The following is a 26245-nucleotide window of genomic DNA, read 5'->3' on the forward strand; positions in this document are numbered from 1 at the left end:
AGCAGAAGATAGCCAGCATGAACACAGACTATCTGGATCAGGTCTTGGCAGCGGGGCTGAGGGCAATGGCGGCGCAGTGAGCATGAACACCTTGGTTTTTTAACAAAATGTTCACGCTCTCACCCTGGTGGTGCAACTGGCAGTGTTCGGGGCGTTTGCGTTCATGGTGGTACTCCTCCAGATTGGTAGCGAAGCTCAAAGCTGCCCACTCTCGGCTGGCTGGGAAGCGGTCATGATCTTCCCTTGAAGGCCCGCAGCAGCCGCGTCACAGACAGGACAAACAAGCCGGTCAGCGTGAGGGCTGCAATACCCCAGTGCTCCCCGATGAACGCGCCGGCCGTCGTGCCGGCTAGCACAATGGCGAGAATCGGCAAATGGCAGGGACAGGTGAGCACGGCCAGCGCGCCCCACAAGTAGCCGGTGATCGGTTTGTGCGTCTCAGACGGCAAGTGCTCTGGGCTGTTCATGGCAGACTCTCCGCGTGCTGTGCCGGTTCGGTTGGCATGGCGGCCAGTTGCATTTCGAGGCTGGCCAGGGCCTCGCGCCGACGCTCGACGAGTTGCCGCAACACGGCAAGCTGCGCAGACGCACCGTCACCGTCCGCAGCATCCAGCGCCCGGCACAGCCGCGCCAGTGCGTCCAGGCCGATACCCGCTTCGAAGGCAGCCCGTACAAAGCGCAGCCGTTGCAACGCGGTGTCATCGAACAAGCCGTAGCCGCCCGTGATGCACGCGACCGGCCGTAGCAATCCGCGCAGCAGGTAGTCGCGCACGATATGCACGCTCACCCCGGCATCAAGGGCCAGCCGGGACACTGTGTAGGCGCTCATTGAACACCTCCTTTTCCTCATCCGGCGCAGCACGAAAGCTGCTTCACGTCCTTGCTGAAGGTCTGCGCCGCGAGCTTCAGCCCTTCGACCATGGTCAGGTAGGGGAACAATTGGTCGGCCAGTTCCTGCACGGTCATACGGTTGCGAATGGCGAGCACCGCCGTCTGGATCAGTTCACCCGCTTCCGGGGCCACCGCTTGCACGCCGATGAGCCGTCCGCTACCTTCCTCGATGACCAGCTTGATGAAGCCGCGTGTGTCGAAGTTGGCAAGCGCACGCGGCACGTTGTCCAAGGTCAAGGTGCGACTGTCGGTCTCGATCCCGTCGTGATGTGCTTCCGCCTCGCTGTAGCCCACGGTCGCCACTTGCGGGTCGGTGAACACCACGGCCGGCATCGCGGTCAGATTGATGGCGGCGTCGCCGCCGGTCATGTTAATGGCCGCACGAGTGCCGGCCGCTGCCGCCACATAGACGAACTGCGGCTGGTCGGTGCAGTCGCCGGCCGCGTAGATGTTCGGGCTACTGGTGCGCATGCCCTTGTCGATGACGATGGCCCCCTGCGCATTGACGGCTACCCCCGCCGCTTCCAATGCCAGGCTGCGCGTGTTCGGTGTCCGGCCGGTGGCGACCAGCAGCTTGTCGGCGCGCACTTCGCCCTGTCCAGTGGTCAGCACGAATTCGCCGTCCACATGGGCGACTTGGCTGGCTTGCGTATGTTCCAGTACCTTGATTCCTTCGGCACGGAAGGCGGCTGTGACGGCCTCGCCGATGGCAGGGTCTTCGCGGAAGAACAGCGTGCTGCGCGCAAGGATCGTGACCTGGCTACCCAGCCGGGCAAAGGCTTGCGCCAGTTCCAGCGCCACCACCGACGAGCCGATCACGGCCAGGCGTTCGGGAATGGTGTCGCTGACCAAGGCCTCGGTCGAAGTCCAGTAGGGTGACTCTTTCAGGCCCGGAATCGGCGGCACGGCCGGGCTGGCACCCGTGGCGACCAGGCAGCGGTCGAACGCCACCACACGCTCGCCGCCATCGTTTAAACGGACGGCAAGGCTCTGGTCGTCCTTGAAACGCGCTTCACCATGCAGCACGGTGATGGCCGGGTTGCTGTCCAGGATGCCTTCGTACTTGGCGTGGCGCAGCTCATCGACGCGCGCCTGCTGCTGGGCCAGTAGTTTGCTGCGATCAATCGCAGGCACAGTCGCCGCGATGCCACTGTCGAATGGGCTTTCACGGCGCAAATGGGCGATATGGGCAGCGCGGATCATGATCTTGGACGGCACGCAGCCGACATTGACGCAAGTGCCGCCGATGGTGCCGCGCTCGATCAGCGTGACGTTCGCACCTTGCTCGACGGCCTTCAGCGCCGCCGCCATCGCGGCTCCGCCGCTGCCAATAACGGCGACGTGCAGTCCGTCCCCATCACCACCAGCCTTGTCGCCACCGCCCAGCCTTCCCAGCGCCTTGCCAAGCAGTCTGCCCCGCGCTGAAGTGGATGGGGCATCGGCGGGTGTGGCCTTGTAGCCCAGGCCGGCCACAGCGGCGGTCAGCGCCTCTGGCGAGGTGCCGGGATCGGTGGCGAGTTGCGCGGAGCCTTTCGGGTAGGACACGAGCGCCGACAGCACGCCCGGCACTTTCTCCAGGGCGTCCTTGACATGTGTCGCGCACGAGTCGCAGGTCATTCCGGTGATATTCAAATACATTGCATCGTTCCTTTTCGTTTCGGCAACTGCCAATGCAGTTAGCCGTGTTTGGGTGGTAGTTCGCAGCGGCGGTTGGCCGGTGAGAGCAGATCCCAGATCGACACCCCGATCATCAAGGCCAGACCGACATAGAGGAGGTTCGCCGTCCACCAATTGCCAAAAAACAAGAGCATGGCCGCCAGCACGATGGCTGGGCCGACCATCCCGAGCAGGCTGCGGTACCATTGCCGATGACTCAGCCAGCCCAGTGCATTCGCCAGCAAAGCCACGACTGCGAACAGCGGCAGCAGCTTGGAGATAAACAACCCTTCGTATTCCTGTAGAAAGCCAAGGCCGATGGCCGCGCCCAGGCTGGCGATAGCCGGGAAACAGGCAGCGCATCCCATCGCGGAAACAACGCTGCCAAGCGCGCCAGCCTTGTCGGCAATGCGTGTAATCAGTCCCATGATCGCCAGGTTCGGACTCAGTGGCTCATTGCTTAACGCTGGACGGGTAGCCCGCATCGCCAGTGGCCTTGATCAACTCATGCACACTGGTCTTGGTATCATCGAAGGTGACAACCGCTTCGCGTGGTTCGAAGGTAACGTCAACTTTATCAACGCCTTCAATCCTGGAAATCGCCATTTTGACGGTGATCGGGCAGGTGGGGCAGGTCATGCCGGGTACGGACAGCGTGACGGTCTGGGTCGCGGCCCACACGGGGGCAACAACGGCAGCGAGGGCGAGGGCGGCAAACAGTTTTTTCATGATGAACTCCTGTGATTAATAGAAAAATGGCATGACGTAGGGAAATCCGAGCGCGACCAGGACCAGCGCGGCCACGATCCAGAAAATGAGCTTGTAAGTAGCTCGCACTTGGGGAATCGCGCAGACCTCACCCGGTTTGCAGGCTTGCGCCGGGCGGTAGATGCGCCGCCAGGCGAAAAACAGCGCGACCAGCGCTGCGCCGATGAAGATCGGGCGATAGGGTTCCAGCACCGTCAGGTTGCCGATCCATGCCCCGCTGAACCCCAAGGCGATCAAAACCAGCGGCCCCAGGCAGCAGGCCGACGCAAGAATGGCGGCCAGCCCACCGGCGAAGAGCGCGCCGCGCCCGTTTTGTGGTTCAGACATACGCTTGTCCTTTCAAATTTGGTTTGGATAGCTTAAGCTTACTTCCGTAGTTATGTACGGAGTCAAGCGATATGCAAATTAATTTTGAGAATCTGACCATTGGCGTTTTTGCCAAGGCGGCCGGGGTCAATGTGGAGACCATCCGGTTCTACCAGCGCAAGGGCCTGCTGCCGGAGCCAGACAAGCCCTATGGCAGCATTCGCCGCTATGGCGAGGCGGATGTAACACGAGTGCGGTTCGTGAAATCGGCCCAGCGGCTGGGCTTTAGCCTGGACGAAATTGCCGAGCTACTGCGGCTGGAGGATGGCACCCATTGCGAGGAAGCCAGCGGCCTGGCCGAGCACAAGCTCAAGGACGTGCGCGAGAAAATGGCTGACCTGGCGCGCATGGAGGCCGTGCTGTCTGAGTTGGTGTGCGCCTGCCATGCGCGAAGGGGGAACGTTTCCTGCCCGCTGATCGCGTCACTACAGGGTGGAGCAAGCTTGGCAGGTTCGGCTACGCCTTAGCGTGCTTTATTTTCCGAATTCTGAGACGACCCCTACCTGAACAAGCGCTACCGCTGCATTCTGACCAACATTGAGGAGCGAACCCTGCTCGACCTGCTGGCCACCCGCCGCCAGGACGTGGTGACCAACTACCTGATGAAGCTGAAAGACCGGCAGAAGGTCGAGATCGTCAGCATGGACATGTGGAACCCCTACCGGGCAGCGGTCAAGGCTGTGCTGTCCCAGGCCCGTATCGTGGTCGATAAGTTCCATGTGGTGCGCATGGCCAACGATGCCCTAGAGAGAGTGCGCAAGGGCCTCAGAAAGGAGCTGAAACCGTCCCAGAGCCGGACTCTCAAGGGAGACCGGAAAATCCTGCTGAAACGCGCTCACGAAGTCTCAGACCGGGAGCGCCTCATCATGGAGACTTGGACAGGCGCGTTCCCGCAACTGCTGGCCGCCTACGAGCACAAGGAGCGCTTCTACGGCATCTGGGACGCCACCACACGGCTCCAGGCAGAAGCCGCCCTGGACGAGTGGATAGCCACCATCCCGAAGGGCCAAAAGGAAGTCTGGAGCGATCTGGTCAGGGCAGTGGGAAACTGGCGCGAAGAGACCATGACCTACTTCGAGACGGACATGCCCGTCACCAACGCTTACACGGAGTCCATCAACCGACTGGCCAAGGACAAGAACCGTGAAGGGCGCGGTTACTCCTTCGAGGTGATGCGGGCACGAATGCTCTACACCACGAAGCACAAGAAGAAGGCACCGACTGCGAAGGTCTCTCCTTTCTACAAGAAAACCATCGGTTACGGACTGCCGGACTTCGCAGAGGAACTCAACTACGGAGTCGATCTATCAACCATCTGAGGGTGGTATCAGATTGATGGGGTGAAGGTGCCCCATCAACCATTAAATCCGTATACCCTTAATTACAACGATATGGCGGGTTAGATTAAGCATGGCAACATGCCTGCGTTGAAAGCAGAATGACGAGCGAAGAACCTACGCCAGAGAAAGCTGTTACCTGCCCGTGTCGAGGGTGTAGCCCATACCCCTGATGGTATGGATAAGCCTTGGCTCAAAGCCATCGTCAATCTTGGCACGCAGCCGGCGAATGGAGACATCAATCACATTGGTGTCGCTGTCAAAATTCATGTCCCATACTAGGGACGCAATCAGTGAGCGCGGCAGCACTTCTCCCTGCCGGCGTACCAGCAGTTCCAGCAGCGCAAATTCCTTGTTGGTCAGGTGAATGGGAGTGTCGGCACGGCTTACCTGACGGCGGGGCAAGTCCAGCACCAGATCGGCCACCTGCAGTCGGTGCTCCTCCCGGCGGGGCGTACCCCGGCGCAACAGGCTGCGCACCCGGGCCAGCAGCTCGGCAAAGGCAAAGGGCTTAACCAGATAGTCATCGGCGCCCAGTTCCAGGCCGCGTACTCTGTCTTCCACACTGTCCCGCGCGGTCAAAAACAGTACTGGCATCTGCCGGCCCTGCTCCCGCAGACTCGCCACGATGTGCCAGCCGTCCAAATCCGGCAGCATGACGTCCACTACCACTAGATCGTAAGGTTCGGCGCAGGCCTGGTGCAGGCCATCGAGGCCGTTGCGCACCAGATCTACCACCAGGCCCGCCTCGCGCAGGCCCTTTTGCAGGTAATTGCCGGTGCTTTCTTCGTCCTCGATGAGCAGCAGTTTCATGGTTAGCTCCGTGGGGTTGGTTACCCCGATGATGGCGCACGTTAGCTCTGTTCTCAAGCCCGCTATAGCGGGCTGCTGATTGTCTCGCCAGAAGATGGCAATTTTGTCATCTTCTCGTCATGTTGGCTTCAGGTGCGCCTATCTATGCTGTCTCTATGACAGTAGGCAATTTAGGGAATGTGATGACACAGCCAAAAAACACGCTCAATCTGCCTCGGCGGCGCTTTGTGCAGGGACTGGCCGCAGGCGGCGTGGTGCTGGGGTTGGCGCCGATGCTGGCCTCAGCTCGCTCACCCGTGCCGGCTACCGTGACCGGCCATGTGCCCACGCTTACCGGAACCGAATTCGATCTGGTGATCGATGAAACCCCGGTCAATTTCACCGGCAAAGCGCGCATGGCCACCACCATTAACGGCTCTATTCCGGGCCCCACCTTGCGCATGCGCGAGGGCGATACCGTTACCATTCGCGTCACCAACCGGCTCAAGGAGCCTACCTCCATTCACTGGCACGGCATCATTCTGCCCTTCGAAATGGACGGCGTACCCGGTATCAGCTTTGCTGGCATTCCGCCCGGCGAAACCTTTACCTACCGTTACACTCTGGAACAGAGCGGCAGCTACTGGTATCACTCCCACTCGGGCATGCAGGAGCTGACCGGCATGTACGGTGCGCTGATTGTGGATCCGGCCGATGCCGATTCAATCAAGGCCGATCGGGAGCATGTGGTGGTGCTGTCGGACTGGACCGACGAAAATCCCATGCGGGTATTCGGCAAACTGAAAAATCAGGGCGATTACTACAACTTCAACCAGCCGACGGTGGCGGATTTTTTCCGCGATATGGCCAGTGGCGGTGTGGGGGCGGCGCTGGAAAAGCGGCAAATGTGGAATGAAATGCGCATGAGCCCCAGCGATCTGGCGGACTTGTCTTCCGAGACCCTGACTTACCTGATGAATGGCACCACGCCTGCCGGTAACTGGACCGGGCTGTTCAAGCCCGGGGAGCGGGTACGGCTGCGCTTTGTTAACGGCGCCGGCAATACCTTTTACGATGTGCGTATTCCCGGTCTGAAACTCACCGTGGTGCAGGCCGACGGCGTGAATGTAGAGCCGGTGGAGGTGGATGAATTCCGCTTTGGCCCCGGTGAAACCTACGATGTGCTGGTGGAGCCCACCGCTGAGGCCTATACCCTGTTCGCCCAGGCCATGGACAGAACCGGTTATGCCCGGGGCACCCTGGCCACCCGCGAAGGGCTGAGTGCGGCGGTGCCGCCACTGGATGAACCTCAAGCCCTGACCATGGCCGACATGATGGGCAGTATGGACCACGGTGCCATGAATGGCATGGCGGGCATGGACCACGGCGCCATGAATGGCATGGCGGGCATGGACCACGGCGCCATGAATGGCATGGCGGGCATGGACCACGGTGCCATGAATGGCATGGCGGGCATGGACCACGGTGCCATGAATGGCATGGCGGGCATGGACCACAGTGCCATGAACGGCATGGCGGGCATGGACCACAGTGCCATGAACGGCATGGCGGGTATGGACCACAGTGCCATGGCTGGCGGTCTGGCGGCGGCCAGCAAGGCAGTCCGTCATGCCCGTACCGAATATGGCCCCAGTGTCGATATGCGAGTAGACATGCCGCGCACCAACCTCGATGACCCCGGCGTGGGCCTGCGCAATAACGGCCGGCGGGTACTGACCCTGGCGGATCTGCGTACTCCCGGTGGCCCCATGGACCCGCGTCCGCCCGAGCGGGAAATTGAACTGCACCTCACCGGCAACATGGAACGCTACACCTGGTCGTTCGACGGCGTCGAGTTTGGCGGTTCCACGCCCATTCACCTGAACTACGGTGAGCGGGTACGCGTTATTTTGCACAACGACACCATGATGACCCACCCCATGCACCTGCACGGCATGTGGAGCGAGCTGGAAAGCCCGGACGGCGAGTTTCTGTGCCGCCGCCACACCATACCGGTGCAGCCGGCCCAACGCATCAGCTTTCTGGTGACCGCCGATGCCCTTGGCCGCTGGGCCTGGCATTGTCATCTGATGTTCCATATGGACGCGGGCATGTTCCGCATGGTGGTGGTGTCATGAGCAAACAGACAGCAGTGATGAAACATGTATTGGGCGTGTTGGCGCTGACCGCCCTGCCGGCCCTGGCTCAAATGGACCACGGCGATATGCAAATGCAGGGCGGGCAGCCGCCGGCCGATGCTCGGGATCCTCATGCTTACTCCGGTGGTTTCAGCCTGGACGAAGGCCCTTATGCGCTGCCGGGGCCCCGCCAGCTTAAACTGGCCGACGAGCACTGGTTTTACGGTGTGCTGGCCGACCGGCTGGAGCGGGTGGACGACGGCGATGACCAGGCACTGGCTTACGAGGTTAACGCCTGGGCTGGCCGCGACTACGACCGGGCGGTGGTGAGGGCGGAAGGCGACATTGAACACGGCAGGCTGGCGGAAGCCAGCACCGAGCTGCTGTGGCGCCATGCCCTGACCGGGTTCTGGAACAGCGATCTGGGGGTACGTTACGACACCGGTCACGGCCCGGATCAGGGCTGGCTGGCCGCCGGTGTGTCGGGGCTGGCACCCTACTGGCTGGAGCTGGACGCCACCGCCTACCTGGGCGACGACGGTCAGACCGCGCTGGCACTGGAGGCGGAATACGAGCTGTTATTGACCCAGCGGCTGGTGTTGCAACCGGCCATTGAACTCACCGCTTATGGCAGCAACGATGCCGAGCGCGGTCAGGGCCGGGGGCTGTCGGATCTGGTGGCCGGTGCCCGATTACGCTATGAGATAACTCGGCAGTTCGCACCTTATGTGGGCTGGGAATGGCAGGCTGCCTTGGGTGATCGCGCTGATCAACTCAGAGAAGAAGACGAGGCTACTCAGGAACATCGCTGGGTAGCCGGGGTCAGGTTCTGGTTTTAAGCTGCAGACAATATTTTTTATTTATCAGGAGCAATATCCATGAAAACCACGTTGTCCGTTTTAATGCTGTCCTTGTTGCCCGGCTTGGCGCTGGCCGCCGGTGAGCACGGCCACCATGAGGGCCATAATGCCGCCTCCATGCAACAGAGCATGCACGGGGTGGGTCGCCCCGGTCAGCCGGCCGAGGTCAGCCGTACCATAGCAGTAGACATGGGGGATGACATGCGCTTCATCCCGGCTGCCATTGAGGTAAAGGCGGGTGAAACCGTGCGCTTTTTTGTAAAAAATGCCGGCAAGCTTAATCACGAGCTGGTGCTGGGCAACCTGGCCATGTTGAAGGAGCATGCCGACATGATGCGTGAAATGCCGGGCATGCAGCACGCCGAACCCAATATGCTGAGCCTCAAGCCCGGTCAGAAAGGGGGACTGGTGTGGCATTTTGATCAAGCCGGCACCGTGGACTTTGCCTGCTTGATCCCGGGGCACATGGAAGCCGGCATGACAGGTCAGGTTCAGGTCGTACAATAACCAGCAGGCCCGCTTCAGCGTTTTAAGGGCTGAATTGCTAACAACAGGAGACAGAATGTGAGCAAAACATCGGACTCATCCCGTTGGGTGCTCTGGCTTGGCGGGGGCCTGGCCCTGCTGCTGCTTGCCATGATCGCTGGTCACTTTCTGATGGGCGGCAGTCAAATGTGGGGCGACATGCCTCATGGCCGGACACTCTCGGCGCAGGGGCAAGCCACCTACGGCGAGTATTGCGCCAGTTGCCATGGTGCTGACCTCAGAGGCACCCCAAAGGGGCCACCCTTTATTCACAAGGTATACGAGCCGTCACACCACGGTGACGAGGCCTTTTACCGGGCCGCCGCCAACGGTGTGCGTGCCCATCACTGGCGCTTTGGCGACATGCCGCCGGTGGAAGGCATCAGTCGCGATGAGGTGAGCGACATTATCGGCTATGTCCGTGAGCAGCAACGGCAGAATGGCATTAGATGATCGGGAAACGGCCCCGATGGTGGCCGTGTGATGTCGGCTTGAGCCGGTGATATCAGGTCAAACACTCTGCAAAGTCCATGTGCCGTAAGCCCTTGCATGTTGAACACAGGAGCAGTCTGCACATCTAAAGAAACGGACCCTTGGTTTTACCTTTTCATTCTCAAGGAAACCAGATCATGGCGAAAGCGGTACGACACCAGGACAAACACGGCAAGGCGGATGCTGAAAAGCAACGTTGCCATGATGGCATGGAGCAGCAACAGGAGCTGTTGATTCAAGGAGCCAGCTGTGCCGGCTGTGTCAAAAAAATTGAAGCGGCCTTGCAAAGCGTGCCTGGTGTCACCCATGCCGAAATGAATTTTGCTCAGCGTACTGTCAGTGTTGAAGGGGCGGTCGACGCCAGCATCCTGATCAAGGCGATAGAGCAGGCCGGCTATGGCGCACAAACTCAGTCTGCAGACAGCGATGACGACGCCCTGGAGGAAAAAGAAAAAGCCGACCGTGCCTACTACAAACGCCTGATGCTGGAAATGACCATTGCTCTTGGCCTGGGTGTGCCCTTGATGATTTATGGTCTGCTTATCGGTGAAATGACCGTCACCACAACATCGGAACGCATTGTCTGGCTGCTGGTTGGCCTGCTGACACTGGGAGTGATGATCTTTTCCGGCAAGCATTTTTATGTAGGAGCCTGGCAGTCCTGTAAAAATCATTCTGCCAACATGGATACCCTGATTGCTCTGGGCACGGGCACAGCCTGGCTGTATTCGATGGTGGTGGTGTTTTTCCCCCAGGTCGTACCCGACATGGCCCGCCATGTTTATTTTGAAGCGACCGCCATGATTATTGGCCTGATCGATCTGGGGCTGGCACTGGAGCTGAAAGCGCGGGGGCGCACTTCAGAAGCCATTAAGCGCTTGATTGGCCTTCAGCCCAAAACGGCGCGTGTCATTCGCGATGGCAATGACATGGATATTCCCATCGAGCAAGTTAGGTTGCATGACCTGGTTCGAGTGCGTCCTGGAGAGAAGGTGCCGGTGGACGGTGAAGTCATTGAAGGTCATACCGCCATTGATGAATCCATGCTGACCGGAGAGCCCATGCCGGTGGAGAAAAAGGAACAGGATGAGGTGGTGACGGGCACCATCAATAAAACGGGGGCGATTGTGTTCAAGGCGACCCGGGTCGGTAAGGACACGGCTCTGGCGCAAATTATCGGCATGGTAAAACGGGCCCAGAACTCCAAGCCGCCCATTGGCCGGCTGGCGGATGTGATTTCGGCGTATTTTGTCCCTGTGATCATGATGATTGCCATCGTCAGTGCATTGGCCTGGCTGAATTTTGGGCCTGAACCGGCGGTGGCCTTTGCGGTGGTATCGGCGACCACGGTATTGATTATTGCCTGCCCGTGTGCCCTGGGTCTGGCCACGCCCATGTCGGTGATGGTGGGCGTTGGCAAGGCCGCAGAAGCGGGGGTATTGATCCGCAACGGCGAAGCTCTGCAAACTTCCTCCAAAATCACCGCCATGATCCTGGATAAAACCGGCACCATTACCCTTGGTGCCCCCAAGGTGACGGACATTGTAACGGTGGACGGGGTTGACGAGGCCGGGGTGTTGCAACAGGTTGCCAGCCTGGAATCCGGCTCTGAACACCCCCTGGCCCTGGCTGTGGTCGAGTCGGCCAAAGAGCGCGGTATTAAACCCTTGGCCGTTACCGGATTCAACGCCATTGCCGGTCACGGTGTCGAGGCGGTTGTCGAGGGTAAAAACCTGTTGTTTGGCAACGAAAAGTTAATGAAGGATCAGGGTGTTGCCCTTGATGACTTCGTTGACAAGGCGCAGCAGCTGGCGGCAGAGGCAAAAACACCCATGTATTTTGCCGTGGATGGCAGGCTGGCGGCACTCATTGCCGTGGCCGACCCCATCAAGGAAGACTCCATTGCGGCTATCAAGCGTCTGCAACATAACGGTATTCGTGTGGTCATGCTGACTGGTGACAACCGGGCCACGGCCAGGGCCGTGGCGGAAAAGGCCGGTATCAAGGAATTTTTCGCCGAGGTTCTGCCGGAGGACAAGTCCAAAAAAGTACAGGAACTGCAAATGCAAGGGGAGGTGGTCGGCATGACCGGTGACGGCATCAACGACGCGCCGGCATTGGCGATGGCCAATGTGGGGTTTGCCATCGGCACCGGCACCGATGTGGCGATTGAGAGTGCCGACATCACCCTGATGCGCGGTTCACTGCATGGACTGGCCGATGCCATTGCCGTGAGCAAGGCGACATTGCGTAACATCAAACAAAACCTGTTTGGTGCCTTTATTTACAATATTGCGGGTGTGCCCGTTGCCGCCGGTTTGTTATACCCATTCTTCGGACTTCTTTTAAGCCCGGTCATTGCGGGGGCCGCCATGGCGTTTTCCTCGCTGACGGTGGTCACCAATGCCAACCGCCTGAGACTGTTCAAAACTCGGGAGCACTAAGGAGGAGGGGGAATGATTTTAGTTAACGTACTTGGCGTTTTGCTCATTGCCTTGATTGTCTGGTGGTTTTGGTTATATCAACCCCAGGCAACCGACCTGGGCGCAAGCGAACTGACCATTGTGGTGGAAAATGGCACCTATCAGCCGGCGCGGATCCAAGTGCCGGCCAATCAATCCGTGGTCTTGAGTTTTTTGCGTAAAGACTCGTCCCCCTGCTCCGAGACGGTTTTGTTCCCGGCGTTGAAGCTCAGCGAGACCTTGCCATTAAATAAGGTTAAGAACATCACACTGCCGGCGATGCAGGAGGGTGAATATGACTTTCATTGCCAGATGCAAATGTACCGAGGCCGGCTTCTGGTGGTGTGAGGGATAAAGAAAGATCTGCAATGGAGTCAGGTGCGAACCTGTCGGTTTGAAACGCCGTTATCGATGTGATTGAGCTGAGGTATGCCATGAATAAAAAACCGTCATTCTTGTCGACGCCCAGAGGGTGGCTCATTTTAGGTGTGGTTGCTTCACTCACTTACTTCTTGTTGGTCGAGCATAAACAGCACCTGTTTATCTTTTTACCCTATCTTATTTTTTTGCTGTGTCCATTAATGCACCTGTTTATGCACAGAGGGCACAAGCATGGCGAACATCACCATCATGACCCTGGTTCCGATGAGAGCAAGGAAGAAGCTTATCGTCGGGGGTTGGAGCAGGGGCGTCGAGAAGCTAAACACAAACCAGAGGATTAACATGTAGTTGGAGGGGTAATAGTAATTACACTGCTACAAGAGTTTCGATGTTATTTGTACTGAAACACAGTTACTCATATCAGGAGAAATATCATGAAAAAGTTAATTTTCGCTTTAACCCTGTCCTCCCTGTTCTCAATGCCTGCAATGGCTGAACAGGATAACCATCATCAGCAAGGCCAGAATATGCCCTTTCAGGGGGATATGATGATGAACCATGAGCAGATGATGACGATGCGTGAACATATGCGATCGGCTGCTGACACCATGATGCAATTGCAGGGAGAAACCGATCCCGAAAAACGTCAGGCTCTGATGCAGGAACACCTGGAACAGATGCAGGAAGGCATGCAGATGATGGACATGATGCATGAGGGTAATGATGACCAACTCCCAATGCCCAACATGATGGATATGTTGCAGCAGCGCATGAACATGATGAACGAAAATATGGATATGACGAAGATGATGATGGACCAGATGCAAATGCATGAAAGTGAACAGCGGCGTGAGTAAATGCACAGGGATGAATGATCTAAGGGGGCAGGGACTCTAGCCATGTTTAAATGAAAGGAGGGTTAGGTATGGCGAATCATAGAGCAGGGATTAACCCGGGGTTTTTGACAACCCATACCTTGAGTCTGACTGAAATGAGTCGGGCCAATATGGATGCCATGCTGGCGGAGATTGAAGCGCAGCACTGGGTTGACACGCTGGCGCTGGATAGTAAAACGAAAAAGCTGAAGGTTGCTTATGAGGCATCATCTCATAACATCGATGATATTATCGACATCATTGAGCAGCATGGTGCGGCGCTAAAAGATAGCTGGTGGAGTCGTACAAAACTTGGCTGGCAGCGGCAAACCGACGAGAACATTAAAAATAATGCAAAGCATGAGCCGCATTGTTGTAATAAAGCCCCACCTGGCCATTGAAATAATGTATCAGCCCATGCCGTCGGTTATATGCTGGCATGGGCGTATGAAAAACAACGTTTGCTTGCAATTCATTCCTGGCCGGCGGGAAAGCGCATGGTAAAGCAGGTTTCCTGCTCGTCGGAGTGTACCGACAGGGTGCCTCCGTGGCTGGTCACAATGGCTTTGGCGATGGCCAAGCCCAGTCCAGAGCCTTCGGTCATCTGCTGGCGGGCGTGATCCGCCCGGTAAAACCGGTCAAACAGCCGAGGCCATTCCTCGGGAGGAATGGGGGAGCCCGGGTTGGCCACCTCCACAGTCACGGCGCTGTCATTGCCGTTTACACGAATACTCACTTCTTGGTGTGCCGGGGTGTAACGAATGGCATTGGTCAGCAGGTTGCTGATGGCCCGTTGCAGCATGGCCCTGTCTCCCCACAACCGGGCATGGCCCAGGCGTTGCAACCGCACCTGTCGTTCACTGGCCAGCGGCTCGAAAAACTCGATCAACTCGTCCACTTCTTCCGCCAGATCCAGCGATTGGCACTGTATGGCTAATTGTCCCTGCTCCGATTTGGCCAAAAACAGCATCTCATTGATCATTCTGTTCAATCTTTCGGCGGCTTCCAGGTTGGCATAGAGGGCTTCCCGGTAGTCATGGTCCGAGCGGATCTGGCTCAGGGCAACCTGGGTTTGCAGTAGCAGGCCGTTCACCGGGGTGCGCAATTCGTGGGCAATGTCGGAGGAAAAGGTGGTGAGCCGCTGAAAGGACTCTTCCAGCCGATCCAGCATGTTGTTAAAGGCGTGAATGGGCCCATGCAGCTCGACCGGAGCACCGCTTACCGGCAGCCGGTGATCCAGCTTGTTGGCGGTGACTTGCGTGGACAGCCTGGCCAGGGAACGTAGGGGCTTGAGTCCGGCGCGCGAGGCCATCCAGCCCAGCAAAATTGAGATCAAGGCAATGCCGCCGGTCAGCCAAAGCAGGCCGTTTTTGATGTCATTGATAAAATGCTGGTGGTAGCGGGTGTCGAATATCACGCGGATCATCACTGTATCCGGCATCTCCGACACGGATGTCCGGGGCGGCAGAGCAAAAGGAGCTGATATGCTGCGGTAGTGAATGCCGTTTTCTTCCCAGCTTTCAATCACAGGCCCAGCATTGACGTCTGTGGCCGGAGGTCGGAATAGCTGACTGCCCGCCAGCAGTCGCCCCTGGGGAGTGGTGATCTGCAACCTATGGTCGCCATAGCCGGCCAGAGCGCTATGCAACCTGGATTCCAGCCTGGCCCAGTCCGGCTGGCCATTGTCCAACTGGGTAGCCAGCAGGCTTTTCACCAGTACCATTTTGCCCCTGAGATCGGCCTCGTCCTGGCGGGCGAAGTGCTGCTCCAACGACTGTATCAACACCATGCTGACCAAGCCCCAGATAGCCAGCATGGTCAGGCTGAACATCAAGCTCAGGCGTGCGGTAAGGGAAAGATGATTGCGCATGGTATGCCGCCCGGTTGAATGATCCCGATCGTGATCTATAAAGGGAATGCGATGTTAGCAAATACAGGAAGCACATCACTTGATTTTTTATACAATAGTTATCTTTGTAGTATGTTAGATTTCAATTCTTGGCAAAAAAAAGCGACTCACCGTCGCTTTTGAAGTTTATCTACCCAAACCACTCCCGCAGCTTGCGGTCGGCTTGCCGCTCCACCTCGGCATCCACGTACAGCGAGATGGTGACCAGGGCGGCGCTCAGCACCGCCAGGTCGTCGCTGTAGCCAATCACGAACACAGCATCCGGAATGGCATCCAATGGAACGAGGAAGTAGGCCAGGGCACCATAAACCACCGTCTTGGCCCACAGCGGGGTCTCCGGCTTTTGGGCTGCGTAGTACAGGCACAGGCAGTGGCGGATCACTTCTTTACCTGCCCGGCGCAGGTTGGCCCTGAGCTTGCGCCAGAACCGTTGCTCGTTGAACTGGGGCTCCAGCTCATTCGGGTTGAACTCCATGGGGACTCCTTGGGTTAAATCTGGCCGCGCTCTGCCAGAGACACGCAGCCTTCCAGGCCAACAACCACATGATCCAGAGTGCGGATATCTACCAAGTTAAGCGCATCGCGCAGGCGCTGGGTAATAGCCACGTCCGCCCGGCTGGGCTCGGGATCGCCGGAAGGGTGGTTGTGCACAAAGATGGCGGCGGCTGCGTTGCAGGTTAAAGCCAGCTTGACCACTTCCCTGGGGTAGACGCTGGCGGCGTCGATGGTGCCGCGAAACAGCTGTTCGAAGCGCAGAATGCGGTGCTGGTTGTCGAGCAGGACCACTGCAAAAATTTCGTGCTCGCATTCCTGCAGCAGGGTTTGCAGCGCCTCAAAGGTTTTGCTCGGGGCGTCGAGCACTCGGCCCTTGGCCAGCCGCCGGCGGGCCAGCTTGTGGGCCATGTGGAGAATGTCGGCCTCGGTCACCGGACCGGGAGCCAGGTAAGTGCCGGACTGCTCACCGGCTACAAAGGTTTTATTGCTCATGGGATCCTCCAGGCATAAAAAACGCCGCTCAGTGGCGGCGCGTAAAAGGGGTATTTATAACCAGGGCGTGAGGGCTAGAAGCGTTTCACTTCCAGATAAACTGAAACGCCAGCAATGATGATTAACAGCCCCCAGGCAAGCCATTCAATCCAGGGTTTGTTCATTCTGAGTCTCGTTTCTACTTGGTTGATGGAACGACAGTGCCGAGTTTGTTGGTCAGGCGAGTGGCCTTGACCAGGTTGGCGGGTTTGTTTTCAGGCTCTGACTGTTCGGTTTGCTCCGGGTAGAACTCGTCCAGCAACAGCGGGACTTCATCTTCACCATCTTCAAACTGGCCGTTGTGCAGCAGTTGCCTAGCGGTGTGTTCCAGGCTGGCAATGTCTACGCCGGACTGCCGATAGTGCTCGGCCTCCTGCAATGCCGTGCTGACAGCTTGCGCCAGGGTGTCCTCGTCGCGCAGGGTCAAGTCCACGTAATACACCGGAGTGCGGTAGGACTGGGTGGTGCTCTTGGCCCTGAGCTTGAGTTGCAGCGCCAAGTGCCGGGTATGGCCACCGGTTACCGCCTCAAAGTAACGCAGCCGGGCCGCCAGGGTTCGCACCGAGTTATAACCCGTGGTGCGAAAGATAAAGCTGCCCAGTTCGTCGTTCTGGCCTTCCACCTGCAGATTCAGGCGGCCATAAAGCTTGCAGCCCTGCTCATGGGCAAAGCGGCAATACTCCGGCCCCGGGCAAGTCACTTCTTCCATTCCTCCTTCATTCACGCGTTTGGCGGTCTCGCCATTGCCCACGCACAGCGGCCGCCCGGTACTACGATCAAAGGCGCTGTACTCGGCCCGCAGGTTCAGCTCACTGTCGTTGAACAATACCCGCACCGGGATTGCCCGGATCTTGCCGTTGGCAGCGCCCTCCGCGTAGCGCTGGTGCAGCGGGTGCAGCAGCCAGCCGTTGCGGCTCTGGACCTGGGTGGTGAGGGTAAAGCTGTCGTCCTTTTCCGGCAGCCACTTGTCGTTTTTGTTGACCAGCTTTCCAATGCTGATCCGCCCGATAATGGGTGGCGTGATGGCCAGTCCCTTGATCATGACTTGCTCCTTTGCAGTTGCACAGTAAAACGGCGTGAGCCGGGCACGGTTTTGCTGCACTGCTGCAGCCATTCCGGATGGGAATGGCTGAGCTTTTCCATATCGGGCACCACCCGATCACGGCTGCGTTTCCAGCTGATCTTTCCTTCCTGGAATACCGCGCCGCCGGCGTCGCCCAGGGCGGCTTGCAGTTGTTGCTTGAGCCTGGCCTCGCGAGCTTCGGCTTCTTCCTTCTTCTCCTTGGCACTGAGAAAGTGGCAGAACAGGGTGTTCATTTCCGCCGACTCGGTCAGATCCAGTACCGGTGTTTTGTCTTCGGGGTAGATCGATTGCAGGGCCTGGCCGGCGTCTTCCGAACCGTCCGGCTCCGGTTGGGTGTCGTTGACCACGTGCTGCCAGAACACGGTCTCCCGCTGGATCAGGTCGGCAATTTTGTCGTCGTCCCGATTAATGCGGTAGATACGAAAATCCTGCCCGGCAATCAGTACCGCCACATCGGCCCAGGCATGGCCGGTGACGGCCAACTGATGCAGTACCTGGCACTGGTACGCGAGGGGGATGCCCTGCTCCCACTGGGGCGCGGAGTGATAACCGGCGGTCTTGATCTCCAGGGTGCCGACGCCATCCGGGTGGCCCAGTACTTCCCGGTCCAGGTTGGCGAGCATGAAGGGATGTTCCGGGTGCTGCAGCACCGCATTGACCCGACGCACCTTGAGCTTGGTGCGCTGGGCGTAGACGTAAGCCAGCACCGGCTCCAGGGTGGTGCCCCAGAATACCGCTTCGTTGTTGCTTAAGTCCGGTGCCGGACGACGGCCGGTTTTCTCCAGCCACAGTGACAAGGGGCTCTTGTAGGGGGACAGGCCAATGGCCACCGCCGCATCGGACGAGCCGATACCGGACTGGCGCACTTCCAGCCATTGTTGGTGAGTGAGGGCCTTGGTGTCGGCCAGACGCAGAGCTTGAGAGTAACGAGTTTTCATGGTGAGTCTCCTTAAACGCATAAAGGCCCTGCTGGCAAACGCCAGCAGGGCCTATGTGGGTTGTGTGGGTAATAACGTCAGGAAAGCAGGGCCATGGCCTGGCCGTAAGCTTTTTGTTTCAGTTGAGCGCCGAGTCCGAACCAGGCGGAGTCGAGCCGGTTGTCCTGACTGCGGGCACGGCGATGGTGGTCCACAAACTCGGTCATGGCGTTCACTAGGCCCCAGGCGGTGTTCTTGCTGGAAGCCAGGTCAGCGCCCATACCGGCACCGTCGTACAGGCTCAGCAGTTGCTGCATGGGTTTGGAAGGCAACAGATCGCTATCGGTGGCGCAAGGGTCGTCCAGCACTTCAGCAAAAAAGCGGTGCGCTTCTTCTGGTGAAACCGGACGTTGGCTCATGGCCTTCAGGTCGCGCATGAAGGTATCCCAGCTCGACAGGCCCAGCCCCAGAGCTTCTTTCACCTGCTTGGGGTCAAACACGGTGGAATGGGGCACCTTGATGGCTCCGGCTTTCTGGTTAACGGCTACCTGCAGGGTGTTGTTGCATACCACCCGCACCGAGGTGAACTGTGCCGTGGTACACAGGGTGCCGTCGCAACTGGTGGCCAGCAGCAGATAGCCCTTGATGTGGTCGTTTCCCTTGAGCTTGTCCGCCTGGCCGGTTTTGGCCAACGCCCACAGTTTACGGCCGCCCTTAAGCACGCCGGCGGTTTCCAGCTCAAAGCCACCGGCCTGCACCAGGTCTTTATAGAAATGCAGTACTTCCCTGGGCTGCACCACCTTGTAACGGTTGGACACTACCGACAGCGGAGCCAGGGTATCGGAGCGATACAGTACCTGAGCGCCATCGTGACTGCGAAGGAACAGGCCGTCATCGGCGGCGTTGAACATGACATCGCTTTGCTTGATGGACCAGTCCATGCCGGCCTCTTTTAGCCAGACCGACAGAGGCTGCTGGCGGCTGAGCTGATTGCCCAGGCCATGCCAGGGCGTTTGGCCCACGTAGGCCATGGATTCGATGAGGTGAGACATAATGAATACTCCATTGATGCCTGATCAACGCAGGCTGAGAAAAGGCGGTGTTGTTCTACCGAGATCAATGAAGTGATATAGGTTTATAAATTTTTACAATCGAGTGTGATTTGTATTTTTATTCAATATCTAACGGTGCAATTTGTGCTGAGGATGCGTGGTGCTAAGTGATGAATAGGGAGTTAGAGGGGAGAATCGGCCAGATCGTGAGCCCGGATTTTGTGTAGGTTGAATTGTAGGTTTTTATTTTTTGTTTTAAAAATCCTTTATAAATCAATGCTAATACACCCATGCATCATTGGCGTATGCTGGGATTTGTCTTGACTCATAAGCGAAATCAACACCTTAGTATCTTGAAATATGAAGGTTCGGCAATGACGTTGGCGACTTTCGGCCAGGAGCGGCATAATACCAGCATATTAAACCCAGCACATGTCCGGAGGCCGGGGTTGCGGGATTCCATACTGGCACAACAACTTGGCGAGGCGCTGGCCGCGCGGGGGTGGCGGATCACCACTGCCGAATCCTGTACCGGCGGTGGCATCGCCGCCGCCATTACCGATATCGCCGGCAGTTCAGCCTGGTTTGAGTGCGGATACGTTACTTATTCCAACGCCGCCAAAAGCGAAATGCTGGGGGTGTCCGCCTCGCTTATTGCCCACTACGGGGCAGTAAGCGAGGCGGTGGTCGTGGCCATGGCCAGGGGGGCCTGTGCCGCCTCCGGCTGTGAGCTTGGGGTTGCGGTCAGCGGTGTGGCCGGGCCAGGCGGGGGCAGTCCGGACAAGCCGGTGGGCACCGTCTGGCTGGCCTGTTATCTGGCCCCGGCAGATCGTCTGCATTGCCACCTGCTCCGGCTGGATGGAGATCGCCTTGCCGTGCGCCGGCAGGCGGTGATTGCGGCCTTGCAGGAGTGTCTGGCACTGCTGGCGGAACACCAGACTTGATACTGTACGAATAACCAGTATACTCAACCTATTATCTTGATACGCATCAGCACTTCAGCGGAGCACCTCATGGATCAGAACAAAGAAAAAGCCTTGGCCGCCGCCCTGGGTCAGATTGAAAAACAGTTTGGCAAAGGTTCCATCATGCGGTTGGGCGATAACAAGGCGTTGAATGTTGAGGCCATTTCCACCGGCTCCCTGTCGCTGGATATCGCTCTGGGCATCGGCGGCCTGCCCACCGGTCGTATTGTGGAAATTTACGGTCCGGAATCCTCGGGCAAAACCACCCTGACGCTGCAGGTGATTGCCGAGGCCCAACGCCAGGGCAAGGTCTGTGCCTTCGTTGACGCCGAACACGCGCTGGATCCGGTTTATGCGGGCAAGCTGGGCGTAAATGTGGACGATCTGCTGGTGTCCCAGCCGGATACCGGCGAGCAGGCCCTGGAGATCTGCGACATGCTGGTGCGCTCTGGTGCCGTCGACGTCATCATCGTCGACTCGGTGGCGGCACTGACGCCCCGTGCCGAGATCGAGGGCGAGATGGGCGACTCCCACGTGGGCCTGCAGGCGCGCCTTATGTCCCAGGCTCTGCGCAAACTCACCGGTAACATCAAGAGTGCCAATTGCCTATGTATCTTCATCAACCAGATCCGTATGAAGATAGGTGTCATGTTCGGCAGCCCCGAAACCACCACCGGCGGCAATGCCCTTAAGTTCTACGCCTCGGTGCGCCTCGATATCCGTCGCATCGGCGCTATCAAGGAAGGGGACGAGGTGGTCGGCAACGAAACCCGGGTCAAGGTGGTCAAGAACAAGGTGGCGCCGCCCTTCAAGCAGGCCGAATTCCAGATCATGTATGGTGCCGGCATTTCCAAGGAGGGCGAGCTGATCGAACTGGGTGTCAAGCACAAGCTGATCGAAAAAGCTGGTGCCTGGTACAGCTACAAGGGTGACAAGATAGGCCAGGGCAAGGCCAACTCCATCAAGTACCTGCAGGAGCACAAAAATATTTCCGACGAGATAGATCAGCAGTTGCGCCAGCTGCTGCTGACGCCGGCGGTACGTGAGGACAACGGCGAGCGGGACTACGAGACCGTGGCCGAGCTGGACTCCCCGGAGGGTAATGACGATTTCTGATGAACAGGCCGGGATTTTCCCGGCCTGAATGATTAAGGGCCGGCCATGGAACCGAATCCGACTTCTGCCTCCCCTTGGGATACCGCCCTGAGGTTGCTGTCACGCCGGGATCACGGCCGGCGGGAGCTGGCTCAGAAACTGCGCCAGCGCGGCTTCGAGCCGGAACAGATCGAGCAGGTACTCGATCGGCTGGAACAACAGCACTGGCTGGAAGAGAGCCGTTTTGCCCAGGTGCAGGTGCGTCAGCATCTGCTTAAGAAGCACGGCCCCCGGCGTATTCGCGCCGAGCTGCAACGCAAGGGCGTGGCCGGTGCCGATATCGAGGCGGCTCTGGCGGCAGAGGCCCCCGATTGGTTCGAGCTGGCCGCGCGCTGCTACCTGGCCCGCTTTACTCCGGCCGTCCGGCTGGAGCTAAAGGAAAGGGCCCGGCGGGTGCGTTATTTGCAGGCTCGCGGATTCGAGCCCGAGCATATCCGCCATGCCCTCGACAGCTTCCCCGACTGAATATCCCCATCCCGCCGCAAGGCGCGTTTTACATTGGGCCGGATAACTTTTAAATTATCCCGGTTAACGCCTATCGCATCCCCAATTTGACAGGATTATCCATGCAGATGACCACATCCGAGTTGCGCACCGCGTTCCTCGAGTATTTTCGCCAGCAGGGCCACCAGGTGGTGGCATCCAGCTCGCTGGTGCCCCACAACGACCCCACCTTGCTGTTCACCAACGCCGGCATGAACCAGTTCAAGGACCTGTTCCTGGGCCTTGAGCAGCGGGCCTACAACAGGGCGGTGAGTTCCCAGCGCTGTGTGCGCGCCGGCGGCAAACACAATGACCTGGAAAACGTGGGCTATACCGCCCGTCACCACACCTTTTTTGAAATGCTGGGCAACTTCAGTTTTGGCGACTATTTCAAACAGGATGCCATCCGCTTTGCCTGGGAGTTCCTCACCGGTGTGGTCAAGCTGCCCAAGGACAAGCTCTGGGTGACCGTCTATGCCACCGATGACGAGGCCTTCGATATCTGGGCCAAGGAAATCGGCGTACCGACCGAGCGTATCGTGCGCATCGGCGACAACAAGGGGGCGCAGTACGCCTCCGACAACTTCTGGACCATGGGAGACACTGGCCCCTGCGGTCCCTGCACCGAGATCTTCTACGATCACGGCCCCGAGATCTGGGGCGGCCCTCCCGGCAGCCCGGAGGAGGACGGCGACCGCTACATCGAGATCTGGAACCTGGTGTTCATGCAGTTCAACCGCCATGCGGACGGCACCATGGAGCCACTGCCCAAGCCGTCGGTGGATACCGGCATGGGCCTTGAGCGGATTGCCACCATATTGCAGGGGGTGCACTCCAACTACGAGATCGACCTGTTCCAGGCCTTGATCAAGGCCGCCGCCGGGGCCGTTGGCACCCGGGATCTGGACAACAAGTCCCTGCGGGTGATAGCCGATCATATCCGCTCCTGTTCCTTCCTGATCGCCGACGGCGTCATGCCGTCCAACGAGGGCCGGGGCTATGTGCTGCGTCGCATCATCCGCCGCGCCGTGCGTCACGGCCGCAAGCTGGGTGCCGAGCAGGCGTTTTTCTATACCCTGGTAGGGGCCCTGTGCGAGCAGATGGGCGATGCCTATCCCGAGCTGAACAGCCAGCGTCCGGTGATTGAAAAAGTGTTGCGGCTGGAAGAGGCGCAGTTTGCCCGCACCCTGGACCGGGGGCTGCAACTGCTGGAAGACGCTATCGGTGAACTGGGCGAAGGCAAGGTGTTGCCCGGCGAAGTGGTGTTCAAACTTTACGATACCTACGGTTTCCCGGCGGATCTCACCGCCGATGTGTTACGGGACCGGGATATCAGTATCGACGAGGCCGGTTTTGAAGCCCTGATGCAGCAGCAGCGGGAGCGCGCCAAGGAAGCCTCCAATTTCGGCGTCGATTACTCAAAGGCGATCAAGGTCGACGGCTGCACCGCCTTTACCGGTTACGAGCACCTGGCCCAGCCGGCCCGGGTAACCGCCCTGTTCAAGGACGGTGAACCGGTACCGGCGCTGATCGCCGGTGAAGAGGGTGCCGTGGTGCTGGATACCACCCCCTTCTACGCCGAGTCCGGCGGCCAGGTGGGCGATGCGGGCGTGATCAAAATGGACGACGGCCTGTTCGTGGTCAAGGACACCCAGAAAGCCGGCAACGGCATACTGCATCTGGGCTATCTGGAGCTGGGCACGCTGGAGGTGGACGAAACCGTAACCGCCGCGGTCGATGGCCAGCGCCGCCAGGCCACTGCCCTCAACCATTCCGTCACCCACCTGTTGCATGCCAGCCTGCGCAAGCTGCTGGGTGAGCACGTGACCCAGAAAGGCTCTCTGGTGGGGCCGGACCGGCTGCGCTTCGACTTTTCCCACCTGGAAGCGATGAGTGCCCAGGAAATTCGCGAAGTGGAAGACAGGGTCAACCGGGATATCCGCGCCAACCACGCGGTGTCCACCGAACTGATGGAACTGGACGCTGCCAAGCAGGCCGGCGCCATGGCCCTGTTTGGCGAAAAATACGACGACGAAGTGCGGGTCGTGACCATGGGCGATGCTTCCGTGGAGCTGTGTGGTGGCACCCATGTGCGCCGCACCGGTGATATCGGCCTGTTCAAGATCCTGTCCGAAAGCGGCATTGCCGCCGGTGTGCGTCGTATTGAGGCAGTAACTGGCGATGCGGCCCTGGCCTACCTGCACCAGCTGGATCACGAGATCTCCCAGGCGGCCAGCCTGGTCAAGGGAGATCTGTTCTCGGTCACTGCCAAGGTGCGTCAGGTGCTGGATCGCAGCCGCCAGCTGGAAAAGGAAATCGAGCAGCTTAAGGCAAAGCTGACCGCCCAGGCCGGGGCTTCCCTGCTGGAACAGGTGATTGACGTTAACGGCACCAAGGTGCTGGTGGCCAAGCTGGAGGGTGTGGATGCCAAGTCCCTGCGCGGCTCCCTGGACGATCTCAAGGCCCGCCTGCAGTCCGGTGTGGTGGTGCTGGCGACCGTGGCTGACGACAAGGTCAGTCTGATCGCCGGGGTCACCCAGGATCTTACCGACAAGGTCAAGGCCGGCGAACTGGTCAACCTGGTGGCTCAACAGGTGGGTGGCAAGGGCGGTGGCCGTCCCGACATGGCCCAGGCCGGCGGAACCGAGCCTGCCCGGCTGCCGGCGGCGCTGGCGTCCGTTACCCCCTGGCTGGTCGAGCGGCTATAATTTTATCCGCCAGGGGAGAGCCGAAGTGAACCAAAGAGGCCTGTCGATGACAGGCCTCTTGATTTTTCTCTTTGCTTACCCCATCTCATGCCAAGGGAAGGCTAGGTTTTTCGGCGCCTTTATCGGATAATGAATAACATTTTTTACTAATACATCTTGTTAACAGGAGCATTCATATGCTGATTTTGACTCGTCGCGTAGGGGAAACCCTGATGATTGGTGATGAAGTAACCGTGACCGTGCTGGGCGTCAAGGGCAACCAGGTACGTATCGGCGTCAATGCCCCGAAAGAGGTTTCCGTGCATCGTGAAGAAATTTACATGCGTATACAGGCCGAGAAGGGCTCCGAGCAGGAAGGTCAGTACTAAGGCATTGGGGGCGTTTTTTGTTCGGTCTGGGTGCTTTTAACTCATTGTGTTTAAAGACTGTTCGAACAAAAAACGGATTGGAAAAAGTGTTTGACTTATTTTCGCCGGACAGTAATATACGCCCCGCAAACACGGTGAGGTGGCCGAGAGGCTGAAGGCGCTCCCCTGCTAAGGGAGTATGCGGCTTATACCCGCATCGAGGGTTCGAATCCCTCCTTCACCGCCATTTACGCATCCGTAGCTCAGCTGGATAGAGTACTCGGCTACGAACCGAGCGGTCGGAGGTTCGAATCCTCCCGGATGCGCCATATTGTACAACACAGTTTTTTTAGATAAGCATCCGTAGCTCAGCTGGATAGAGTACTCGGCTACGAACCGAGCGGTCGGAGGTTCGAATCCTCCCGGATGCGCCATCTAAATCCTGAAACCAAAAATTTGCATCCGTAGCTCAGCTGGATAGAGTACTCGGCTACGAACCGAGCGGTCGGAGGTTCGAATCCTCCCGGATGCGCCATTTTACAAAAAGCCGGTCTCGTACCGGCTTTTTGCTTTTCTGCGTTTCGCAAGTTCCCGCACTGTTTTACCCAGTTGTTGTATTTTTGTATGCAAACCACATTTATATTCTTTATGTTGAATAATTATTCTTATTTGATGGCTTTAAATGTGGAAAATTCGCTCTGGCTCACACTTTTTTTGTAATATTTACAACAAATTTGAATCGGCAACATTGCCAAGGCGGCCCCAAGCTGGGTATTCTCTTGGCCGGATAGTAGACAGCAAGGAGCATGCTGATGAATAACGTTTCTGAACAACTGCTTGAGGCCGCATCCCTGATGGGACTCGGCATGGCATTCGTGTTCGCTTTTCTTTCCCTTGCCATACTGGCGATCACCGTGATGTCTCGGCTGGCGGCGGAAGCCGCTCCGGCCCCTAAGGTGGCTGTGCCGGCGTCATCCGCCCCGGGCCTGAGCCCGCAAAAGATGGCGGCCATCGGCGCAGCCATCAAGCAATACAAAAACAATAACAAGTACTGAG

General features: G+C 58.4%; 29 protein-coding genes, 4 tRNA genes and 1 pseudogene. 21 read left to right on the plus strand and 13 right to left on the minus strand.

Translation table 11 applies throughout. From position 1 onward, the window contains the following. Window positions 1–230 precede the first annotated feature (230 nt). From merE to C7I36_RS05660, 6 genes are read right to left on the minus strand one after another with little or no spacing between them, the layout of a single operon-like run. Entirely contained in the window at window positions 231–467 is a 237-nt protein-coding gene (gene merE, locus C7I36_RS05635; protein ID WP_001087807.1) for a broad-spectrum mercury transporter MerE, read from the minus strand. Then, window positions 464–829, minus strand: a complete 366-nt coding sequence (gene merD, locus C7I36_RS05640) for a mercury resistance co-regulator MerD (protein ID WP_106452757.1) — start codon at window positions 827–829, stop codon at window positions 464–466. The genes merE and merD overlap by 4 nt, the downstream gene beginning before the upstream one ends. Before the next feature lie 17 nt (window positions 830–846). Continuing rightward, window positions 847–2529 (minus strand): mercury(II) reductase, encoded by a 1683-nt coding sequence (gene merA / locus C7I36_RS05645; protein WP_106452758.1) that lies wholly within the window; start codon window positions 2527–2529, stop codon window positions 847–849. A 38-nt stretch (window positions 2530–2567) separates the two neighbouring features. Continuing rightward, window positions 2568–2975: an organomercurial transporter MerC gene (merC, locus tag C7I36_RS05650; RefSeq protein WP_000522993.1), complete on the minus strand. Its 408-nt coding sequence runs from the start codon at window positions 2973–2975 to the stop codon at window positions 2568–2570. 25 nt (window positions 2976–3000) lie between these two features. Further along, entirely contained in the window at window positions 3001–3276 is a 276-nt protein-coding gene (gene merP, locus C7I36_RS05655; protein WP_106452759.1) for a mercury resistance system periplasmic binding protein MerP, read from the minus strand. 15 nt (window positions 3277–3291) lie between these two features. Next, complete coding sequence (locus tag C7I36_RS05660) at window positions 3292–3642, minus strand: mercuric transport protein MerT (RefSeq protein WP_001294660.1); 351 nt, start codon at window positions 3640–3642, stop codon at window positions 3292–3294. Window positions 3643–3713: 71 nt separating this feature from the next. On the opposite strand from C7I36_RS05660, the gene merR reads away from it, so the two are divergent. Next, window positions 3714–4148 (plus strand): mercury resistance transcriptional regulator MerR, encoded by a 435-nt coding sequence (gene merR, locus C7I36_RS05665; RefSeq protein WP_106452760.1) that lies wholly within the window; start codon window positions 3714–3716, stop codon window positions 4146–4148. Between the two features lie 24 nt (window positions 4149–4172). Then, window positions 4173–5000, plus strand: a pseudogene (locus C7I36_RS05670) (ISL3-like element ISPst2 family transposase); the annotation flags it as partial. A gap of 153 nt (window positions 5001–5153) precedes the next feature. Here C7I36_RS05670 and C7I36_RS05680 read toward each other — a convergent pair. Continuing rightward, complete coding sequence (locus C7I36_RS05680; RefSeq protein ID WP_019933354.1) at window positions 5154–5831, minus strand: heavy metal response regulator transcription factor; 678 nt, start codon at window positions 5829–5831, stop codon at window positions 5154–5156. A 182-nt stretch (window positions 5832–6013) separates the two neighbouring features. Here C7I36_RS05680 and C7I36_RS05685 point away from each other — a divergent pair, with 182 nt between their 5' ends. The 9 genes from C7I36_RS05685 (at window position 6014) to C7I36_RS05725 (ending at window position 13944) form a co-directional block, all read left to right on the plus strand. Beyond that, window positions 6014–7948 (plus strand): copper resistance system multicopper oxidase, encoded by a 1935-nt coding sequence (locus C7I36_RS05685; protein ID WP_106452761.1) that lies wholly within the window; start codon window positions 6014–6016, stop codon window positions 7946–7948. Window positions 7949–7965: 17 nt separating this feature from the next. After that, complete coding sequence (locus tag C7I36_RS05690; protein WP_106452762.1) at window positions 7966–8787, plus strand: copper resistance protein B; 822 nt, start codon at window positions 7966–7968, stop codon at window positions 8785–8787. 39 nt (window positions 8788–8826) lie between these two features. Beyond that, a complete protein-coding gene (locus C7I36_RS05695) occupies window positions 8827–9315 on the plus strand; it encodes a cupredoxin domain-containing protein (RefSeq protein WP_106452763.1) in 489 nt (162 codons plus the stop codon). Between the two features lie 57 nt (window positions 9316–9372). Continuing rightward, window positions 9373–9786, plus strand: a complete 414-nt coding sequence (locus tag C7I36_RS05700) for a c-type cytochrome (protein ID WP_106452764.1) — start codon at window positions 9373–9375, stop codon at window positions 9784–9786. A 176-nt stretch (window positions 9787–9962) separates the two neighbouring features. Further along, window positions 9963–12269, plus strand: a complete 2307-nt coding sequence (locus C7I36_RS05705) for a heavy metal translocating P-type ATPase (protein WP_219899600.1) — start codon at window positions 9963–9965, stop codon at window positions 12267–12269. 12 nt (window positions 12270–12281) lie between these two features. Beyond that, a complete protein-coding gene (locus C7I36_RS05710; RefSeq protein WP_106452765.1) occupies window positions 12282–12635 on the plus strand; it encodes a cupredoxin domain-containing protein in 354 nt (117 codons plus the stop codon). An 86-nt stretch (window positions 12636–12721) separates the two neighbouring features. After that, window positions 12722–13009, plus strand: a complete 288-nt coding sequence (locus C7I36_RS05715) for a DUF2933 domain-containing protein (protein WP_106452898.1) — start codon at window positions 12722–12724, stop codon at window positions 13007–13009. Between the two features lie 93 nt (window positions 13010–13102). After that, window positions 13103–13525, plus strand: coding sequence for a hypothetical protein (locus C7I36_RS05720; RefSeq protein ID WP_106452766.1), 423 nt, complete (start codon window positions 13103–13105; stop codon window positions 13523–13525). Between the two features lie 68 nt (window positions 13526–13593). Continuing rightward, window positions 13594–13944, plus strand: coding sequence for a hypothetical protein (locus tag C7I36_RS05725; protein WP_106452767.1), 351 nt, complete (start codon window positions 13594–13596; stop codon window positions 13942–13944). 71 nt (window positions 13945–14015) lie between these two features. Here C7I36_RS05725 and C7I36_RS05730 read toward each other — a convergent pair whose 3' ends face one another. The 6 genes from C7I36_RS05730 to C7I36_RS05755 form a co-directional block, all read right to left on the minus strand. Next, the gene (locus tag C7I36_RS05730; protein WP_106452768.1) at window positions 14016–15413 is read right to left on the minus strand and encodes a heavy metal sensor histidine kinase; all 1398 of its coding nucleotides are present in this window, start codon (window positions 15411–15413) and stop codon (window positions 14016–14018) included. Between the two features lie 169 nt (window positions 15414–15582). Continuing rightward, window positions 15583–15927: a YkvA family protein gene (locus tag C7I36_RS05735; RefSeq protein WP_106452769.1), complete on the minus strand. Its 345-nt coding sequence runs from the start codon at window positions 15925–15927 to the stop codon at window positions 15583–15585. A gap of 14 nt (window positions 15928–15941) precedes the next feature. Further along, window positions 15942–16439: a RadC family protein gene (gene radC, locus C7I36_RS05740; RefSeq protein WP_106452770.1), complete on the minus strand. Its 498-nt coding sequence runs from the start codon at window positions 16437–16439 to the stop codon at window positions 15942–15944. A 178-nt stretch (window positions 16440–16617) separates the two neighbouring features. Next, window positions 16618–17520 carry a recombination directionality factor gene (locus C7I36_RS05745; protein ID WP_106452771.1) on the minus strand — a complete coding sequence of 301 codons (903 nt, stop codon included), beginning with the start codon at window positions 17518–17520 and terminating at the stop codon, window positions 16618–16620. Further along, the gene (locus tag C7I36_RS05750) at window positions 17517–18500 is read right to left on the minus strand and encodes a YqaJ viral recombinase family nuclease (protein WP_106452772.1); all 984 of its coding nucleotides are present in this window, start codon (window positions 18498–18500) and stop codon (window positions 17517–17519) included. The genes C7I36_RS05745 and C7I36_RS05750 overlap by 4 nt, the downstream gene beginning before the upstream one ends. 77 nt (window positions 18501–18577) lie before the next feature. Further along, entirely contained in the window at window positions 18578–19531 is a 954-nt protein-coding gene (locus C7I36_RS05755) for a DUF932 domain-containing protein (RefSeq protein ID WP_106452773.1), read from the minus strand. Window positions 19532–19980: 449 nt separating this feature from the next. Between C7I36_RS05755 and C7I36_RS05760 the strand changes: the two genes are divergently transcribed. The 10 genes from C7I36_RS05760 (at window position 19981) to C7I36_RS05805 (ending at window position 26244) form a co-directional block, all read left to right on the plus strand. After that, window positions 19981–20475 (plus strand): CinA family protein, encoded by a 495-nt coding sequence (locus tag C7I36_RS05760; RefSeq protein WP_245880043.1) that lies wholly within the window; start codon window positions 19981–19983, stop codon window positions 20473–20475. A 69-nt stretch (window positions 20476–20544) separates the two neighbouring features. Beyond that, a complete protein-coding gene (recA, locus tag C7I36_RS05765; RefSeq protein ID WP_106452775.1) occupies window positions 20545–21612 on the plus strand; it encodes a recombinase RecA in 1068 nt (355 codons plus the stop codon). Between the two features lie 45 nt (window positions 21613–21657). After that, entirely contained in the window at window positions 21658–22116 is a 459-nt protein-coding gene (locus C7I36_RS05770) for a regulatory protein RecX (RefSeq protein WP_106452776.1), read from the plus strand. Between the two features lie 101 nt (window positions 22117–22217). Beyond that, window positions 22218–24842, plus strand: a complete 2625-nt coding sequence (alaS, locus tag C7I36_RS05775) for an alanine--tRNA ligase (RefSeq protein ID WP_106452777.1) — start codon at window positions 22218–22220, stop codon at window positions 24840–24842. Between the two features lie 176 nt (window positions 24843–25018). Further along, window positions 25019–25210: a carbon storage regulator CsrA gene (csrA, locus tag C7I36_RS05780; protein WP_106452778.1), complete on the plus strand. Its 192-nt coding sequence runs from the start codon at window positions 25019–25021 to the stop codon at window positions 25208–25210. 133 nt (window positions 25211–25343) lie between these two features. After that, window positions 25344–25436: transfer RNA gene (locus C7I36_RS05785), tRNA-Ser, on the plus strand. 5 nt (window positions 25437–25441) lie between these two features. Continuing rightward, window positions 25442–25518: transfer RNA gene (locus C7I36_RS05790), tRNA-Arg, on the plus strand. Between the two features lie 28 nt (window positions 25519–25546). After that, window positions 25547–25623, plus strand: a tRNA-Arg gene (locus tag C7I36_RS05795). Window positions 25624–25647: 24 nt separating this feature from the next. Further along, a tRNA-Arg gene (locus tag C7I36_RS05800) sits at window positions 25648–25724 on the plus strand. 271 nt (window positions 25725–25995) lie between these two features. Then, on the plus strand, window positions 25996–26244 hold the full coding sequence (locus tag C7I36_RS05805) for an OadG family protein (RefSeq protein ID WP_106452779.1): 249 nt from the start codon (window positions 25996–25998) through the stop codon (window positions 26242–26244). The last annotated feature ends 1 nt before the right edge of the window (window position 26245 follow it).

Source organism: Zobellella taiwanensis, from assembly GCF_003012795.1.
Taxonomy (GTDB): domain Bacteria; phylum Pseudomonadota; class Gammaproteobacteria; order Enterobacterales; family Aeromonadaceae; genus Oceanimonas; species Oceanimonas taiwanensis.